We start from the raw sequence: 17,554 nt of genomic DNA, 5'->3' as shown, positions 1-17,554 counted from the left end.
CCTCTTATCAATTTCTTGCAATATTGAATTTTTAGTCTCAGAATTATTTATTTTTAGGATAAGTTGACATTAGTTTGTATAACTTCATATAATGATAGATTAATGTGAGTTTTGATCTGGCCCCGGGCGCTGACTAATTTCGCTTCGCACGCTCATCAGAATTTTACCCAAATGATTTTGGCCCGTTCCATCGCAGCCGCACCCCCAGTAGTAATCTGTTGGCGAATCCTCCACAATCACTCGATCCCCTGTGGCGAGGAGAATAGCTTGAATGTCTGAATGAGTGAGAAACTTAGTTAAAACTGCCTCGCGCATAATGGGAATTTTTACCGCTTCCCAATCAGGGCGCATTTGGTGGTTTGGATCGCGACCTAATTTGGCTGCTTCCTGAGGAGTTGGTACGGATTGAATTGCGGCCACTAATCTTTCATCAGCGCTACCGACAAATTTTTGGGCTTGATAGTAATGTTCCACAGTCAACCAATCTTGACCGTACAAGCAAATGTCGTGTAGTGAAAAATTGGAAAAGCAGCCGTAAGGATCCTCTACTTTATAAAAATAAATTATCATTCGATTTTAGATTTTAGATTAAATATTTAATATTCATAGAACTTACACAAAGAGTAGTTTGACACACTAGACATTTTGCAAAAAACAGTCAAAAATAGGAATCCTGCCTGTTCCACAACAATTATGGGAGATGTCTACTACTTATAGCAGCCAGGGCCGATCTTTTGGGCGTTTAGATACATAGTACCAGGTTTCGCGTTCTCGCCTGCCTATCCTAGATTAGGCACCAATGTCAATTAGCCCTTTATGGGCGCTGCTCAAAGCCCACCACACAAGAAAATGAATATTTGTGGAGCGGGCTTTGAGCAGCGTTATTGAGAATGGTGCAAAATGTGAGTTTATCCTGAGATCTTGCACCATTCTCACCAAGCCTTTTATGAACAGGCTTTCCGGCCTGTTCCACAAGAAAATTTATCTTTTGTGGAACAGGCCGGAAAGCCTGTTGTTGAGAAGGGTGGTGCAAAATGTGAGTTTATCCCAACTTTGTAAGATTTAACTGATACATATTTTTAAAAGGAGGAATTGAGAAAATCAACCGATTGAATAAACCCATCCGCTGGTAATACTTCGCAGGTGCATCTCTCATGAATTTAACTTCCGTGACTTGGTAGCGATTATCCCATTTTTCGATATCTTTAATGTCTTTAATTCCCCAATCAAACTTGGCAGAATAAAGTTTGATTGCGTCGTGTTGCTTCTGATTTTTCACCATAAAAGGCGACATCGAATCAAACACAAAGTAACAGCCGGGAAAGTTCTTGACTAACAAAGCTAATAGCTGCTTTACCTGCGCCTCAGTAAAATACATCAACACTCCTTCTGCCACAAACATAATCGGGCCCGAACCGACTGCTTTTACTGCATCAACCCAACTATCATCTAGTACAGAAGATGCAATTAATTTGCGTCTTTCTGTCTCCGAAAAGTATTTTTCTCGGACTGCGATCGAGTCGGGCATATCCAAATCAAACCACCGCACTTGACCGTTATCAAGTCTTTCAAAACGAGTGTTTAAGCCACATCCAATCTCGACAATCGTACCGCTGGGGTTTTCTTGAAGAAAAGATTTAACCCAGTCATCATACATTAGTCCGCGCAGGCAAACGGCTACTTGTGTGCCTTTGGCTTCCTCAAGTTTAGAGAAATCATAGTCAATTTGTTCGAGAATTTCTTGAGATTTTGGATCTCTCAAAATTGGGTCTGCTTTGGTGGCTTCGACTGCCCTTGCCCATAGGGTAAGTAGTAGGGTTTCTTGGACTGTTCCTAGTTCAACTTTGGTTTTAGTCATGACTTTTTTCTGTAAATTATGGGGAAAATTCTACTTTTTGGCAATGACTTGTTTGAGTTTAGCTGTTGCTTTGTCGATTTTTTCAATGCTGCCTGGGTTGACAATTCCGTAGTAGTCAAAAACGTAGACTTGATTATTTTTGGTGGCTTTTAGCTGCTTCCAAAATGAGTCAGATTTAAACTTGTCTAGCATTCCCTTTTCGCGATCGACTACAATGATGACTTCGGGATTGGCTTCTAAAACTTTTTCGGCTGAAAGTGTTACGTAGCCGCGCATCGGGCTATCTCCTTGCAATTGCGCCGCGACATTTTTGACGTTGAACTTGCTCAGCAAGTCTCCAGCCCAACTGCTTTGATTTGGCGATAAAATCGGTTGTCTGCTTACCAAAACCAAAGTTGCAGGGTTTTGATTTGGGATGTCGGCTAAAAAAGTTTGGTAGCGTTTCAAAAGCGGTTCGGGATTGGCATTGAGAGATTTAGCTAGGGTTGTGGTTAACTCTTCTAAGGATTTCCAGCTATCAACTTGAGTTAACAAAGTTTTGATTCCAAGCTGCTGCAATTTTTCCATTGCTTTGTCGTGAAATCCCGCCGCACCTACGACTAAATCGGGTTTTAATGCGATAATTTTTTCTAAGTTGGGCGGAGTGCGATCGGCAGTTACGGTAGTAATTTCGGTAAATTTGGGGTTGCTGCTAACTAACTTGCTACCGGGAATTCCTACAAGTTTGTTTTTGTCTAGTTGATGGATAATATCGGCGGTTAAAGGTGTTAAGGCTACGACTTTTTGTGCTGATTCGGTGTTAGTTATTTCCGATTGATTGGCGGGCGGTGAAAGTACAGGATTTGATTGCTGGGTTTGGGGTGAAGTGGCGGCGGAGCAAGCGGTAAATGCTAAACTCAGCAATAGGATTGCGGTGCGATCGAACAAAGTTTTGTACATGATTTAGGCTGGAGTTGTAGGGAGTTGAGCCGGAGTTGAGACGAAATTGATGGGAAGCTCGATCGCACCTTAGCGCTTAATGACTTAATATGTCAATAGTCTGCTCGTGTAAACCTGGGTTTTGTAAGGGTAGTGCCCCCGTGCCTACCCTCCCCATCCAGGATTTGGTCGGTGTTTCAGAGATTGGGGCGGGCACGGGGGCACCGCCCCTACAAGAGAATGAAACAGCCCTGCGTGCGTACCCCTCTACCAACTAGCTATGAGATACAGGGGCGATCGCACAAATCTGCAATCCTACTGAAGTTTCTAAAATAATAGCTTCCACACCAAAAGTTTGAGATAAATTATCAGGAGTTAAAACTTGGGCGGGAGTTCCTATACAAAAAAGTTTGCCTTTATTTAGCATAGCAATTCGCGAACTATACCTGGCAGCTAAATTAATTTCGTGCAGCACTGTAACAATCGTCAACCTTTGTTCTATATTTAGTTTTTTAAGTAATTCTAGCAATTGCAATTGATAGCAAATATCTAGATAAGTTGTCGGCTCATCTAATAGCAAAACTTGCGGATTTTGAGCCAAGGCTAAGGCGAGGAAAGCTCGCTGGCGTTCGCCTCCTGAGAGTTGTTCGACGGGGCGATCGCGAAATTCGTCAATCCCTGTTTGATCGATCGCAAGTTCCACCTTTTGGACATCTTCTTTACTCAATTCCCACTGCCACCAATCCTGATGGGGAGCGCGTCCCAAACTGACTAATTGTCGAACTGTCAAACCTTCTGGTACTGTTTGCTGTTACGGCAAAATCGCTAATTTTTGAGCGACAATCGCAGCAGATTCAGTATGAATGGCTTTGCCGTCGAGCAATACACTTCCTTGCTGTGGAGTGAGGATGCGGCTAACTAATTTTAAGAAAGTAGACTTACCGGAACCGTTCGCACCGATCAGACTCAGCCACTCGCCAGGTTGCAAAGATAAAGTGATATTGTGGGCGATCGCAATTTCGCCGTAGCCTCCAGTTAAATCTTGAATTTCTAAAGACATTCTATTTTCGTAATGGGTAATTAGGAATTGGGAATTGGTTATCGGGCATTGGCATTGGGCATTGTTGACAGTTAACAAATGACAATTAACTAATGACTAATGATTAATGACTAATGACTAATGACTAATAACTAGAACGCCGATAAAGCAGCCAAACAAATAGCGGAGAACCCAACAAAGCTGTCACCGTACCCACAGGCAATTCTACCGCACCCAAACGAGCCAAAAAATCGGCAAAAGTCAACACCCAAGCACCACCGATCGCACTCATTGGCAACACAAACCGATAATCATTACCAACCAACAAACGTACCCCATGAGGCACCACCAATCCCACAAAACCAATCAATCCGCCGATGCTGACAGCACTCGCAGCTAGCAAAGTGGCAATACCTCCAATCAATAAGCGCGATCGCACCAGCGAAACCCCCAAACCAACAGCCAAATCATCACCCAAAGCCAACAAATTTAATCCACGAGCCATAAAACATCCTAACAGCAAAGCCACCAAAATATAAGGTGAAACAAGCTGCACATCAGACCAACCACGCCCGTTTAAACTACCAATTAACCAATTTAAGGCTGCTTGCACTCTGCTGTCTTCAGCTAACAAAATCAGCGTCGTTTGAATCGAACCAAATAAAGCACTGACAGCAACACCAGCTAAAATCAAACGTTCCACAGAAAGCCCCGTTTTAGTCCGTCCCAAAAAATAGACTAACATCGAAGTTAAAATTGCACCAACCCAAGCCGCCAAAGGCACCCAACTTTGCAATACTCCCAAAGTTAGCATTGCGATCGCAACCAACCCCGCACCCGCCGAAATTCCTAATACAAAAGGATCTGCCAATCCGTTACGGAGCAAACCTTGCAGCAATGCTCCTGACATTCCCAAAGCTGCACCTACTGTCAGCGATGCGACTATTCTGGGCAAACGCAATTCCCAGAAAATAGTTTGATTAACTGTATCGCCTTGGTGCAGAAATGCTTGCCACAATTGAGTTGTACTCATCGGTACTGCACCAAAAGAAAGCGAAAGGGCGATCGTTAATAGCAAACCCAATCCTAAGATCGCAGAAGCCTGAAAAACTCGATGTTTGAGCCAGATTTTTTGCAGATTCAATACGTTATACCAGTTAATTTTTAGGTAAAGGTGCGATCGCCATAATTAACATAATTCCCTAAATGGTTACTGGATTTAAAAAATATCTGTATAGCCCCGTGACACAACTCCTTTAGCTTTAGCTCTGCTGGGGTTCAAGGAACGATTAGCCCTAAAAACTCCCATTTTTCGGCTGTGGAAAATCTCCAGAATCGAAGATATAATAAAGTTTATGCCTAGTAATCATGTCCGATCAATTCCCTCCGCTTCGCTCCGCCCGCGATCGGGTTTGTAGTCAGGACTTTAGTCTTTGATTCCTAAGGACTAAAGTCCTCACTACGAACCTTTTTTACTATAGTAATCGAGCGGACATGATATTATTAGTCAGTGTCATTAGTTGTTTGTTATTTGCGATCGCTCGTTGGATTTGAGTTGGTAACTACTAACCAATCACTAATCACTAATAACTAATCACTACTGATTCTTAGACTGTCGTGATGTCTTTCTCTTTCGATGCCAGAACATCTTCTATTTTGGCAATGTACTTGTCCGTCAGTTTTTGAATTTTATCTTGCAAGTCTCGCGATTCATCTTTAGAGATATCGCTGCTTTTTTCTTGCTTGCGAATCGAGTCAACGGCATCGCGACGGATATTGCGAATTGCGATTTTACCTTCTTCGGCAAACTTCGCGGCCATTTTGACAAATTCTTGGCGTCTTTCGCTGGTAAGCGGTGGAATGTTCAAGCGAATAACTGAACCGTCGTTGTTAGGTACGAGGCCTACATCGGACAGGGAAATTGCTTTTTCGATTGAGGTAAGCGCTGTGCGATCGAACGGTTGAATGTTGATCGTTGTCGCATCCGGGGTGCCGATATTGGCAAGGGATTTGATCGGAGTTGGAGTTCCGTAATAATCTACCATGACTCGATCGAGGAGGGAGGCGTTGGCGCGTCCCGTCCTGATAGTATTAAAAGACCGTTGAGTAGCCTCAACTGCCTTTTGCATATGATCTTCAGCTTCAGCTAACTTCACAAAATCCTCCGACAAGAGTTCCAATAGATTCTCCCATTACGGCTCGGTAGATGTTGCCCGATACCGAGAGGTCAAATACCATAATAGGAATATTATTTTCTTTGCACAGGGCGATCGCGGTACTGTCCATCACCCGCAAGTCTTGGTTCAAGACGTGGGCGTAGGTGAGGGTTTGATACCTGCGTGCGTCTGGGTTGACGTGGGGGTCAGAATCGTACACCCCATCTACCTTCGTCGCTTTAAAAATCACCTCTGCATCAATTTCAGCCGCCCGCAATGCGGCTGTAGTATCAGTAGTAAAAAAAGGATTGCCAGAACCGGCACCAAAAATCACTACCCGTTTTTTTTCCAAGTGACGAATGGCGCGCCGCCGAATGTAGGGTTCAGCTACTTCTTGCATGGCGATCGCCGATTGTACCCTTGTTGGCACTCCTGCTTGTTCCAGTGCATCCTGCAAAGTGATAGCATTCATTACCGTAGCAATCATGCCCACATAGTCGGCTGTTGCCCGATCCATCCCTGCGGAAGCAGCTTTCACGCCGCGAAAAATATTGCCGCCGCCGACAACGATCGCGATTTGAATGCCTTCGGAAACGACTTTGGCCACTTCCTGGGCGATCGACCCAACGACTACCGGATCGATACCGTAGCCCAAGCTACCCATCAGCGCCTCACCGCTGAGCTTCAGCAAAACCCGCTGATAAACCATCCCCATGCCGCCACTATTTTTTTACTTCTGTTTGCCTCCACCATAAGATAGCAGCACGGGTGCATTTTGAACATAAAATTGCCTGGAACAGGCTTTTGGGCTTGTTCCAGAATACTTTGGTGAGAACTTAGCAGTATCTGTTGGCGGAATTTATTCCTTGGGAACGAAATCAAGAGCAGCAGAATTCATGCAGTAACGCTGACCGGTTGGCCTGGGCCCATCGTTGAATACGTGCCCGAGATGAGCGTCACAAACAGCACACAGTACCTCAGTACGGCGCATGAACAAGGCATTATCCGCCTCATTCCTGACATTTTCTTCTTTAATGGGAGCGTAGAAACTCGGCCAACCGGTACCGGAATCGTATTTTGTTTCTGATGTAAACAGTTCGGTGCCGCAGCAAATGCACTTATAAGTTCCGGGCTTTTTGTTGTCGTGATATTCGCCGCTAAAAGCTCTTTCGGTTCCCTTTTTTCTGGTGACTTTGAACTGTTCGGGCGTGAGTTGCTGTTGCCATTCGGCATCGGTTTTCTTAACTTTGTCTGTCATGGTTTAATGTTTGGAGTAGATGAAATTAGTTGTTTATAGTTAACCATTAACGGTTAATATTATCTCCTTATATTACCGCCACCTAAAGGGTTCGTAGTGAGGACTTCAGTCCTCTGAGGACTAAAGTCCTCACTACGAACCTTTTTGAGGGACAATTTATTGGACATAATATGACTGTCTCTTGCTGTTAACTCATGCCTCCATTAATATTAACCTAATTGGCTCCAAATGAACATACCAGGGAAAAGGATTGTCTTTAATTGCCCGCCACTTTTCCTTGAAAACTTCAGCTTGCAAGTGATAATCTTGGGAATCGTGGGGAGGCGAGTGCAACTTGAGATATAATGTCACCCGGTGCGGAGTTTCCACCGTTGAGGCGATCCAACAAGGAAATGTATTTTCGCGATCGCACGCGCTGACAAAACTGATTTGATGAGCCCGAATTCCTACAGAAACTAGAGATTTGGGAATTGGCTCCGCGACAGTCAGATCGCAGCCCCAGTCGATCGCCTCCACGACAGTTTCAGCAACAGGTTTAGCAGCACAAAAGTTCTTACAGCCCGTCAACTGGGCGACGGTGAAGTTGCGCGGGCGATCGAAAATGTTCTGTTTGGTATCAAAGGCGATCGCACTTCCATCAGCCAAAACCAACAGATTCTCGCACACCCGGTAAACCTCCTCTAAATTGTGACTGACAAACAAGGTAATGCCTCGATAATTAGCCAAAGTCTGCATTAACTCCCGTTCCAGTTGACTCCGCAAGTGCGTATCCAAAGCCGAAAAAGGTTCATCTAACAACAGCAAAGCCGGCGAACTTGCGATCGCCCTCGCCAAAGCCACCCGCTGCTGCTGGCCGCCCGAAAGTTCCTGCGGATAGCGATTTTCCAGTCCCGACATTTGCACCGAAATTAGTTGTTCCTTGACTCGAAGTTGTTGCTCGCTTGCAGATAAATGCTGCAAGCCAAAGGCAATATTTTCAGCCACAGTCAAGTGCGGAAACAAAGCATAGTTTTGAAACAAAAAACCGATATGACGGTCTTTAGAAGGTACATTAATGCCCTGTACTGAGTCGAATAAAACCTTACCGTTGACTGCAATTTTACCGCTAGTTGGAGTTTCCAAACCTGCGATGCAGCGCAGAGTCATACTCTTGCCCGAACCCGACGCGCCCAAAATTCCCAGCACTTCCTGCCCGATATCGAAACCGACATTTAATGCAAAGCCAGAAAGAGGTTTAAAGATGTTTAGAAAAAGTCCTGTTCCCGGTTGATTATTTTTTTTATTTGTGCCACCATAATTAGCCAATTTAGCAACATTAGATTGCGGTTTATCTGGAAAATGTAAATAAGTTGTGGGATGGGCATCTTGCCCGTCCAGGTTAGAAGCCTGAACCCCGTTTATAATTAACTTACGATGGCGATATTTAGGATTTGGTTGGGGAGATTTTTTTTGTAAATCAGTCCAATAATTAACAGCTGTAAGCACGCTAAAAGCTAGACAAAGAATAATCAAAACCCAAATAGCAGCTTGCCTCATATCCCCAGATTCCACAGCAAAATAAATTGCCATCGGGATAGTTTGAGTTTGTCCGGGAATATTCCCAGCTAACATCAAAGTCGCGCCGAATTCACCCAAAGCGCGGGCAAATGCGAGAATAGTTCCTGCTAAAATTCCCGGCCATGCTAGCGGTAGCATAATCCGCCAAAAAACTGTCCATTCGGAAGCACCTAAAGTGCGGGCTGCATTGAGAAGGTTGGTATCAATTTGCTCAAAAGATCCCAAAGCAGTTTTGTACATCAGGGGAAATGATACGACTGTGGCTGTAATTACGGCGGCTTGCCAAGTGAAGATGATTGTTAAGTCGAATTTTAGCAAAAATTGACCGATCGCACTATTTCTCCCAAACAGCAGCAGCAACAAAAATCCGACGACTGTGGGCGGCAAAACTAAGGGAGAGATGAAAATGCCTTCAATCAAGGCTTTACCTCGGATGCGGGTTGAAAGCATCCAGCGGGCGGCGGCGATTCCGAGAAAGAAGGTAAAGAATGTGGCGATGGCTGATGTTTTCAGGGATATCCACAATGGAGATAAGTCGAATTCCATATTTGGGATTAATAAAACCGGGCGGTTGAAACCGCGTCTATACAGACAAAACCCACCTCCGTGGGTTGAAGAACAAGCTGTTAAAATTATGTTATTTTATTCAGTCCCTCTGAGCTCGGACTTCGTTTGACAAGACGCGGTTTCAACCGCCGTCTTAATCTTAGCTAATTAACGAGCTAAACCGAATCCGTATTTCTGAAATACTATTTTAGCGCGATCGCCCGCCAAGAACTCAACAAAGGTTTTGGCGGCTGCGGGATGGCGGCTGTTTCTGATAACTGCTAGGGGATAAACGATGGGCGAGTGCAAATTTGCGGCCGCTGTTAGCTGTACAGTTACTTTGTCGGATGTTTTGCCGTCAGTGGCGTAGACTATGCCAGCATCAACGTTTCTGCTTTCGACAAATGTCAGCACTTGACGGACGTTATTTCCTAGCACTAATTTTGGCTTAATTTGCTGCCACAATCCTAGTTTAGCTAGCATTTCCTGGGCGTATTGTCCGACGGGGACGCTGTTGGGTTCGCCGATCGCAATTTTCTTGATTTTGGCATCCGCCAACTGTTTAAAATCGCTCAAAACAGCGCTATTTTTGGGTGCAATCAATACCAGGCGATTTGTCAGGAGGTTGCGTCGTGTCTGGTTGAGGAGCAAATTAGCTTGCTGCAAAGCATCCATTTGTTTGGTAGCGGCGCTGAAAAACACATCTACCGGGGCTCCTTGCTGAATTTGCTGGGCTAGGGCGCCGGAAGCACCAAAATTATAGGTAATATTCACATTGGGATTGCTGCTTTGATATACTGTTTTGATTTCTGTTAAGGCTGGCGAGAGGCTGATGGCAGCGGATACGGTTAAAGATGTTCGCTGCTGCGCTGTGGCGGGAGTCCAATTAATCAGCAGTGCGATCGCCACAATTGCTGCAATAATTAAATTGAGAATAGGAGTTTTTTTTGAATTCATCAGAAATATAAGACCGGGCGGTTGAAACCGCGTCTATACAGACGAAACCCATGCCAAGCGGGTTGAAGAGCGGTTAAAATACGTTATCTTCTTCAGTCGGCGTCCGGCGGACATCGTTTGTGTAGGAGCGGTTTCAACCGCCGTCTATGTTTGTGTAGAAGCGGTTTCAACCGCCGTCTATGTTTGACTTTCTGGCGGTTTCAACCGCCGTCTATGCTCGCCATTTGAGAGTACAACCGATCGCCTCTGTACTCGAAGGTTCTATCGGTTGGTCATTCAGCAATTGGTCGATCGCACTTCGCAAATAAGAAAATTGCACCGCTTCTGAATTGTCGGCGTTGTCGTCTATTAAACCTTTATAGCGCAATCTGCCGTCTTGGTCTAACAAAAAAACCTCCGGCGTATGAGAAGCCCCAAAACTCTCAGCCACATCTTGAGCCATATCTCGGATGTACGGGAAGTTGAGTTGATTGTTGGCTGCAAAAATTTTCATATTTTCAAAATTTTCGTCGGGATGTTGGTTGGCATCATTAGCATTAATCCCGATTAAAGTAACGTCTCTATCTTGAAAATCTGCTTGCAGTTGTTTGAGGCGATTGAGATACAACTCGACGCAGGGAGACTGATTGCACATAAATATCACCGCTATCGCTCGAAATTTTTCTAAATATCGAGATAAATGGTGAACGTCTTCGTCAACTCCCGGAAGTTCAAAATCGGGAGCGTAGCCGTTAATGGGAGTACCTGTTGTTTCGCTGATTAAACTCATTTTTTCAGGAGGTGAGGAGCAGTATTTTCCAAGTTGAAAGATGAAAGGATCGGTGCGAATCAAATAGGTTGTTTTTGGACTTTACCAGAAAGAATTGGTTGAAAGCCCGCCCGTCTTTGAAGGACAAATTAAGATCGGACTATTCATTACTCCAATACTCGGACTCCTGGGTAGAGGTAGCTCTCCTTCGGCCAACTCTATAGGGCAGGCACGGGGGCACTGCCCCTACAACTGTTGAACTTAATTATAGCCTGACTAACAGCCTATTTGAATTCGGACTTGGCGATTTATTCCTCGTCTTGCTTTAGCCAACCTTTCGCCAGAGCTTGATATCCAATCATTTTGTATGTTAGTTTGGCGGCGGTAAATTCTGAGACTACAGAATCTACAACAGGTGCTAGTTCCATGATGTCACAGCCGATTACTTCGTAGGACTCGAATACGCGGCGCAAAAATCCGGTGAGCGAATACCAATTTAACCCACCTGGTTCCGGAGTGCCAACTCCTGGTATTAATGTTGGATCGATGCCGTCTAGGTCGATCGTCAGAAATACTCGTTTGGTTGTTATGCTAGCAATGGCGCGATCGGCCCAATCCGGTTGAGTCGCGATTTCCCGAGCTCGAAACACGTTTAGCTGTTTAGCTTTAATCAAGTCGGCTTCTTCCTTGCAGATAGCGCGAATCCCGATTTGCAGTGTCGGTAAGCCCATATCGACAACCCGTCGCATCACGCAGGCGTGGTTGTGAATCGAGCCTTCGTATTCGTGCCGCAAGTCCCCGTGGGCGTCGATTTGCACCACTGTAAAGGGTTCGTCGGGATATCCTTGGCGGTAGCCTTCGACAACGCCGGCGGTGATGCTGTGTTCGCCTCCGAGGGAGATGACAAACTTATTTTCGGTAATTAGCTGGTGTACGGTTTGTTGGGTAACTTGCAACATTTCTAAGGATGAAACTTGTTGCTTGTTGCGGGTATCGGCGATCGGCAATGCGGTATAAATACCAACATCGTAGCAAACTTCGCGATCGAGTTCTTCGTCGTAGCATTCGAGCTGGTGAGAAGCTTCTAGCAGCTTAGCCGGCCCGTTTTCGCACCCGCGGCGGTAGGTGGTGGTTGCCTCGTAGGGAATGGGTAAAATAACTACTCGGGCTGTGTCGTAGTCGGGTACGATTTCCGATCCTAGAAACGGCACGACGGAAGTTGAGATGATCGCTGGCATAGGGGAAATTTCAATAAGGCAAAAAAAATCGGCATCTTTAATCGTGACATAGTATCGACTCTAACTGCAAAGGAAGGAGAAAGAGGATTTAACCGCACCAGCGCCAGAGGGCGCAGAGGGAGGAGGGAGCGAAGGTTTGGGATTTGTGTCCTAGCAGTTGCCTCGAATTGCGATACGGTTTGTAGTAAGGACTTTAGTCCTTCCAACTCTTAAATTTTCACTTTTTTACCTATATGACTTCTTCTACGTTAACTGCTCTTGCGCCTCAAACCTGGATGTGGAAAGGTTTTCCGATTTGTTACCAGGCTGCGGGCACCCAGGGCCCGGCGGTGGTGCTTGTCCACGGTTTTGGGGCGTCTTGGGGCCACTGGCGTAAGAATTTACCGGCGTTGGCTGCCGATTGTCGCTGTTTTGCGATCGATCTTATCGGTTTTGGCGCTTCTGCTAAGCCTGCACCCAAGCTGGAGATTGACTATACTTTTGAGACTTGGGGAGAGTTAATTGCCGATTTTTGTCGGGAAGTTGCGGGCGGGCCGGCTTTTTTGGTGGGAAATTCGATCGGCTGCGTAGCAATTATGCAAGCCGCCGTTGATTTTCCCAATATTGCTTCTGGTGTCATTTTACTCAATTGTTCCCTGCGCTTGTTGCACGATCGCAAACGCGCCGAAATGCCTTGGTATCGCAGTTTTGGAGCGCCAATTGCACAAAAAATTTTAAATGTCAAGTGGATTAGTCAATTATTTTTCAAACAATTGGCAACGCCGAATACAGTCAAAAAAGTGCTTTTGCAAGCCTATCACCGTCCCGAAGCAGTCAGCGACGAACTTGTAGAAATCTTGTTAAAACCATCGCGAGACAACGGCGCAGTGGATGTATTTGTAGCATTTATTAGCTATTCTCAAGGCCCCTTACCGGAGGATTTGTTACCGCGTTTGAACTGTCCTGCTTTGATTGTGTGGGGCGAAAAAGACCCTTGGGAGCCGATCGCCCTCGGGCGAGAATTAGCCAAGTTTCCGGCTGTAGAAAAGTTTATTCCGCTGGAGGGCGTAGGCCATTGTCCCCAGGATGAAGCCCCGGAATTAGTCAATCCGATTTTACTCGAATGGATTAAACAATTGACAGTTGACAATTGACAATTGACAGCGAAAATTAGTTTTATTAAACCGCGAAGACGCCAAGGACACAAAGGAAGAAGGAAGAAGAAATTAGGACACGGCAGTGCCATGTCCCTACAATATTATTTTCGGTGGGAAACGGCATTGCCGTCTCCTCCATAATTGATATTACACAAACAGGAAACTGTCAGGTGTAAAACCGCCTTGAATTACAGCAATTTGGTCAGAGGTTCCAGCCAAATTTATCGAGTTGCCAACAATATTGTAGTCAGAGAGACTGCCATGTAACTGAATGCGATCGATTCCCTGCCGAAAATCCTGAATCAGTGCAACTCACGGCGGGCAATCGCTATTTACGGAACTTGAAAATTTTTAAGAAGACTTATCTCGAAATACATCTGCGTCGATTTGCGTCAATCTGCGGTTTGGCTATAAATCAAATATTTATACAATTAAGTCTAACCGTTAAGGATATTTTGGGTTCTCCCTCGTGCAATCGGCGATCGAGCCTGTTTTGCAGCCTCTGGTACGAGCATTCGATCCAGTTGACGAGCTAAGCATCTCTCCAGTAGTTGACCCAGTGCTGTTATTGTACCATATCTGCCCGATCGAGGCTATACTCGATTTCTTACCAATTACTTGCATTTTTATTAATTTCTTAGTTATCAATAAAACTTTTCGGTATGAACAACTTGAACATCGACACTAAAACCCGCGCCGTCAAGCTAGGTTCCGAGTGCATAGACCTAAACAAAGAAGAGTATATCGTGCTGCTGCTGTTGAGCAAACACTACGGCAAATATGTCGCACCGACAGCGATTTTTAATGTGTTGTACAAGCGTCCCCCAACAGGTGACGAAGAGAAAATAATAGTCGATCGCATTTTTGAACTCAAGAGAAAGTTAAAAGACAACGGCGACACATCCATGCTAATTCATACCGAACCAAACGGGAGTGGCAAATATGGAATTCTCGCAGTAGAAAGTCCCGTGCAAATCAACGGCGAGATTTTGCAGCCGCCGGAACCCAACCCAGAATCAGAACAACTTTTAAACAATCGGTACCGGGTAATTGAGAAGTTGGGAGAAGGAGGTTTTGGCTTAACATTGTTGGCCCAAGACACGCAAATGCCTTCGCACCGGTGTTGTGTTATTAAGCAGCTTAAGCCGCAGACAAATAATCCTGATATCGATCAAAGTGTTCGAGAGCGTTTCTCTCAAGAAGCTGCTGTTTTGGAAAAGTTGGGCGAAGGGCATTCTCAAATCCCCAAACTTTACGGGCACTTTGAGGAAAACGGTTTATTTTTCTTGGCGCTGGAATGGATAGACGGGGAAACGCTTAACAACCGAGTCAAAGTAGTTGAAAAAATGACCGAGGAGGAAGTCAAGAAAATTCTTACTAGCCTGCTAATTGTTTTGGATTACATACACGAAAAACAGATTATTCACCGAGATATTAAACCTCAAAACATTATCTTACGCAAGTCTGATGATGAACCAGTTTTGATAGATTTTGGCGTCGTCAAGGAAACAATTAATCAATCGGTAACTTCTGGGGGGAATCATGTAACAATATCCATTGGAACGCCCCAATTTATGGCTCCGGAACAAGCGGCAGGCAGACCCGAATATTCGAGCGATTTGTACAGTTTGGGATTGACGGCAATTTATTTACTAACTGGAAAGTGGCCGCAGGATTTAGAAACTGACCCCCAAACTCGGGAGATGCTTTGGCAGAATCATTCATCAAAGGTGAGTGTGAGATTTGCCGCAGTTCTGGATAAAGCGATTAGATTTCACCCCCGAAGTCGGTTCCATACCGCTAAGGAAATGTTGGCAGCTTTGGAGGAGCCGACAGCGGCTACTTTGGCGAGCATTCAGGAACCGACCAACTCTCAAAAAAGCAGCAAAAAAAGCTGGCTTATTTATGTATTTTTGATATTTTTAATTGCTTTAGGTGCGGGTGCTTTTGTATTTAAAAAAGAGTTGATAAGTATCCTAAAAAATGCTGTAAACTTAGCTGAGAAAAGTCTGAATCCTAGCGATTCTCAAGTAACATCTTTGCCTGGGGTGACACCGGAAAATGCCCAAACTTCCTCGCCTGTAGATGCCAGCAGTTACATCAGTGCGGGCGATCGCATTTTGTTCGCCAGCACGGCAAATCCTGACAAGCAAGCAGGAGTTCGCGCGATCGCCAGCGGTGACTTCAAAACGGCGGTAAATCAGCTAGAAGCGGCTTTCCAAGTCGATCGCACAGACGCGGAAACTTTAATTTATCTCAATAACGCTCGACTCGGTACTGCACAAGCTTTGAAAATTGCCGCAGTAGTTCCGATTGGCGACAATCTCAGCGGGGCGGCGGAAATATTGCGCGGGATAGCCCAAGCTCAAGACGAAGCAATTAAGGCGGGAGTGCCTTTAAAGGTAGTAATTGCTGATGACGGTAATGATGAAAATCGGGCGAAGGCTATTGCACAGAGTCTGATTGCAGATAGCAGTATTTTAGCCGTTGTCGGTCACGGCACCAGCAAAACTTCGATCGCAGTTGCTCCAATTTACAGTCAAAATCAAATGGTGGCGATCGCACCTACGAGCACGAGCATTCAATTAGCAACGGTTCCCAGGCGCCCTGACGGAGTAAACTATTTCTTTCGGACGATACCGAGCGACCAATTTACAGGTACGGCTTTAGCTCGCTATATGTTAACTGGCATGAAAAAAAGCACGGCTGCGGTTTTTTACAATTCCAAAAGTTCTTATAGCAAGTCGCTGCAAACAGCTTTTTCTACTACTTTGATTCTGGAAGGCGGTCAAGTTGTTAAAGAAGTAGATTTATCTGAGCCAAATTCTGCGGCGCACATCGATGGGATGGAAGCAGATGTGTTGGTTTTGCTACCAGATTCAGATACTGTAAATTCATTCCTGGAAATCGCTAAAAATAATCAAAAAGGTTTGCCAATAATTGGCGGTGATGCTCTATACAATACGGATTTATTGAAACAGGGTGGAGCAGCTTTGAACGGGGCGATAATTTCTGTGCCTTGGCATTTTGCTGATAGTAAAAATCAAAAATTTGTAGAATCAGCTAGAAATTTGTGGGGAATTGATGTTAACTGGCGGACGGCGATGAGTTACGATGCGGTGCAGGTGTTGCGGCTGGGAAGGTCGATCGGGCAAATTGCTCCGAATAGCGGTAAAGCGGGGCGAGTGATGCTGGCTAAAGCCTTAGCTGCTGAGGATTTCAAAGTTAGCGGTGCCACGGGGGAAATTAGATTTTTGTCGAGTGGCGATCGCAATAGCAAAGTAGCTCTTTTGCAAATTGTACCCGATTCTAAATCCGGTACGGGTTACGATTTTATGCCAGTCGATCGGTAGATTGCAGATTTTAGCTTACTCCCGGCATTTAGAGCGGATGTTGCTAAAAGAGGTGCTTAGGGATGTGGAGAGGGGTAGAGGCGATCGCTCCCTACTCCATCATAGACCAATACGGTTTACTTAACGCTTTTGATGAATTTCATCTGACGATTTTTGGATTATAAAGAGGTGAAGTAGATATTAAGAATATTTTACCGCAGAGAACACAGAGAACACAGAGAGGGGAGGGATAAAAGGTTTTTTTACGACATCCAAAACCCTCGCAATACTCTTCCCTCTGCGCCAAAAGCGCCCCAATACGGTTCAAAACTCTTCTCTTGATGGAGTGGATTGTATTGCAATACGGTTTACTTAATGCTTTTGATGAATTTCATCTGACGATTTTCTGGCAATATAGCCATTTTGGGCAAGTCAGATTTTTCTTAAGTAAACCCTACTCCATCATAGACCTGTTTAGGATTAATGCTCTTGCTGATAAGTACAGCAAAATACCATTACAAAGATGCCAAAGAAAATGAGTGCCCGTTGAAAAGTAAGGACAAATTGCGCGATCGACAGTTCGGAATGAAAGGGCTAACAAGAATACCCCCGATGCTGCTAATAGAACAAATGGCTCACGCTTTTTCTGTTGGTAGTGATATAGTCCAAGCCCTAGTAACACTAAAAAAGCGCCAATTCAAATCTGAAGTGCAACAGTGTCTGATGTATGTCCATAGAATACTTCAAAAGGGGTTCGATAGTCAAGCGATTTCCTCGGTCGATTGTTAATCAAATCCACTGCCTTTTCTAA

14 protein-coding genes and 2 pseudogenes are annotated in these 17,554 nt (G+C 44.9%); 2 read left to right on the top strand and 14 right to left on the bottom strand.

Going from position 1 to position 17,554, the window contains the following annotated elements:
* Positions 1-99: 99 nt before the first annotated feature.
* From ybiA to speB, 12 genes and pseudogenes are all read right to left on the bottom strand, one after another.
* Positions 100-570, bottom strand: coding sequence for a riboflavin biosynthesis intermediates N-glycosidase (gene ybiA / locus QZ918_RS23770; protein ID WP_293156718.1), 471 nt, complete (start codon positions 568-570; stop codon positions 100-102).
* A 472-nt stretch (positions 571-1,042) separates the two neighbouring features.
* Positions 1,043-1,858 (bottom strand): class I SAM-dependent methyltransferase, encoded by an 816-nt coding sequence (locus QZ918_RS23765; RefSeq protein ID WP_293338987.1) that lies wholly within the window; start codon positions 1,856-1,858, stop codon positions 1,043-1,045.
* Positions 1,859-1,888: 30 nt separating this feature from the next.
* Complete coding sequence (locus QZ918_RS23760; RefSeq protein WP_293338984.1) at positions 1,889-2,797, bottom strand: ABC transporter substrate-binding protein; 909 nt, start codon at positions 2,795-2,797, stop codon at positions 1,889-1,891.
* 253 nt (positions 2,798-3,050) lie between these two features.
* Positions 3,051-3,836 (bottom strand): annotated as a pseudogene (locus QZ918_RS23755) (ABC transporter ATP-binding protein).
* A 124-nt stretch (positions 3,837-3,960) separates the two neighbouring features.
* Positions 3,961-4,959, bottom strand: coding sequence for a FecCD family ABC transporter permease (locus QZ918_RS23750; protein WP_293338981.1), 999 nt, complete (start codon positions 4,957-4,959; stop codon positions 3,961-3,963).
* Positions 4,960-5,422: 463 nt separating this feature from the next.
* On the bottom strand, positions 5,423-5,971 hold the full coding sequence (gene frr / locus QZ918_RS23745; RefSeq protein WP_293339033.1) for a ribosome recycling factor: 549 nt from the start codon (positions 5,969-5,971) through the stop codon (positions 5,423-5,425).
* Entirely contained in the window at positions 5,958-6,686 is a 729-nt protein-coding gene (gene pyrH, locus QZ918_RS23740; protein WP_293156721.1) for a UMP kinase, read from the bottom strand. Before pyrH ends, frr begins: the two co-directional genes overlap by 14 nt.
* Positions 6,687-6,830: 144 nt before the next feature.
* Positions 6,831-7,229 (bottom strand): peptide-methionine (R)-S-oxide reductase MsrB, encoded by a 399-nt coding sequence (msrB, locus tag QZ918_RS23735; RefSeq protein ID WP_293156724.1) that lies wholly within the window; start codon positions 7,227-7,229, stop codon positions 6,831-6,833.
* Positions 7,230-7,421: 192 nt separating this feature from the next.
* On the bottom strand, positions 7,422-9,332 hold the full coding sequence (modB, locus tag QZ918_RS23730) for a molybdate ABC transporter permease subunit (protein WP_293338978.1): 1,911 nt from the start codon (positions 9,330-9,332) through the stop codon (positions 7,422-7,424).
* A gap of 168 nt (positions 9,333-9,500) precedes the next feature.
* Positions 9,501-10,289, bottom strand: coding sequence for a molybdate ABC transporter substrate-binding protein (gene modA, locus QZ918_RS23725; protein WP_293338975.1), 789 nt, complete (start codon positions 10,287-10,289; stop codon positions 9,501-9,503).
* A 211-nt stretch (positions 10,290-10,500) separates the two neighbouring features.
* A complete protein-coding gene (locus QZ918_RS23720; RefSeq protein WP_293338972.1) occupies positions 10,501-11,058 on the bottom strand; it encodes a thioredoxin family protein in 558 nt (185 codons plus the stop codon).
* A gap of 287 nt (positions 11,059-11,345) precedes the next feature.
* Positions 11,346-12,275 carry an agmatinase gene (speB, locus tag QZ918_RS23715; protein ID WP_293338969.1) on the bottom strand — a complete coding sequence of 310 codons (930 nt, stop codon included), beginning with the start codon at positions 12,273-12,275 and terminating at the stop codon, positions 11,346-11,348.
* 233 nt (positions 12,276-12,508) lie between these two features.
* On the opposite strand from speB, the gene QZ918_RS23710 reads away from it, so the two are divergent.
* Positions 12,509-13,408 (top strand): alpha/beta fold hydrolase, encoded by a 900-nt coding sequence (locus tag QZ918_RS23710; protein ID WP_293338965.1) that lies wholly within the window; start codon positions 12,509-12,511, stop codon positions 13,406-13,408.
* Between the two features lie 447 nt (positions 13,409-13,855).
* Here QZ918_RS23710 and QZ918_RS23705 read toward each other — a convergent pair whose 3' ends face one another.
* Positions 13,856-14,035 (bottom strand): hypothetical protein, encoded by a 180-nt coding sequence (locus QZ918_RS23705; RefSeq protein WP_293338962.1) that lies wholly within the window; start codon positions 14,033-14,035, stop codon positions 13,856-13,858.
* 38 nt (positions 14,036-14,073) lie between these two features.
* On the opposite strand from QZ918_RS23705, the gene QZ918_RS23700 reads away from it, so the two are divergent.
* Positions 14,074-16,764, top strand: a complete 2,691-nt coding sequence (locus QZ918_RS23700) for a protein kinase domain-containing protein (protein WP_293338959.1) — start codon at positions 14,074-14,076, stop codon at positions 16,762-16,764.
* Positions 16,765-17,440: 676 nt separating this feature from the next.
* On the opposite strand, the pseudogene QZ918_RS23695 reads toward QZ918_RS23700, so the two are convergent.
* A pseudogene (locus QZ918_RS23695) lies at positions 17,441-17,554 on the bottom strand (IS30 family transposase); the annotation flags it as partial.

Origin of the sequence: Microcoleus sp. CAWBG58 (assembly GCF_020883045.1) — a bacterium.
Taxonomy (GTDB): Bacteria; Cyanobacteriota; Cyanobacteriia; order Cyanobacteriales; family Microcoleaceae; genus Microcoleus.
The sequence above is the reverse complement of the archived record's forward strand: the minus strand, read 5'-3'. Positions and strand labels throughout refer to the sequence as shown.

What these genes read in the sequence shown, in the direction of transcription:
- QZ918_RS23760 (WP_293338984.1), bottom strand. Translation starts at nt 2,797, where the DNA reads ATGTACAAAACTTTGTTCGATCGCACCGCAATCCTATTGCTGAGTTTA.
- msrB (WP_293156724.1), bottom strand. Translation starts at nt 7,229, where the DNA reads ATGACAGACAAAGTTAAGAAAACCGATGCCGAATGGCAACAGCAACTC.
- QZ918_RS23710 (WP_293338965.1), top strand. Translation starts at nt 12,509, where the DNA reads ATGACTTCTTCTACGTTAACTGCTCTTGCGCCTCAAACCTGGATGTGG.
- modA (WP_293338975.1), bottom strand. Translation starts at nt 10,289, where the DNA reads ATGAATTCAAAAAAAACTCCTATTCTCAATTTAATTATTGCAGCAATT.
- QZ918_RS23700 (WP_293338959.1), top strand. Translation starts at nt 14,074, where the DNA reads ATGAACAACTTGAACATCGACACTAAAACCCGCGCCGTCAAGCTAGGT.
- modB (WP_293338978.1), bottom strand. Translation starts at nt 9,332, where the DNA reads ATGGAATTCGACTTATCTCCATTGTGGATATCCCTGAAAACATCAGCC.
- speB (WP_293338969.1), bottom strand. Translation starts at nt 12,275, where the DNA reads ATGCCAGCGATCATCTCAACTTCCGTCGTGCCGTTTCTAGGATCGGAA.
- QZ918_RS23765 (WP_293338987.1), bottom strand. Translation starts at nt 1,858, where the DNA reads ATGACTAAAACCAAAGTTGAACTAGGAACAGTCCAAGAAACCCTACTA.
- ybiA (WP_293156718.1), bottom strand. Translation starts at nt 570, where the DNA reads ATGATAATTTATTTTTATAAAGTAGAGGATCCTTACGGCTGCTTTTCC.
- pyrH (WP_293156721.1), bottom strand. Translation starts at nt 6,686, where the DNA reads ATGGGGATGGTTTATCAGCGGGTTTTGCTGAAGCTCAGCGGTGAGGCG.
- QZ918_RS23705 (WP_293338962.1), bottom strand. Translation starts at nt 14,035, where the DNA reads ATGCAAGTAATTGGTAAGAAATCGAGTATAGCCTCGATCGGGCAGATA.
- QZ918_RS23720 (WP_293338972.1), bottom strand. Translation starts at nt 11,058, where the DNA reads ATGAGTTTAATCAGCGAAACAACAGGTACTCCCATTAACGGCTACGCT.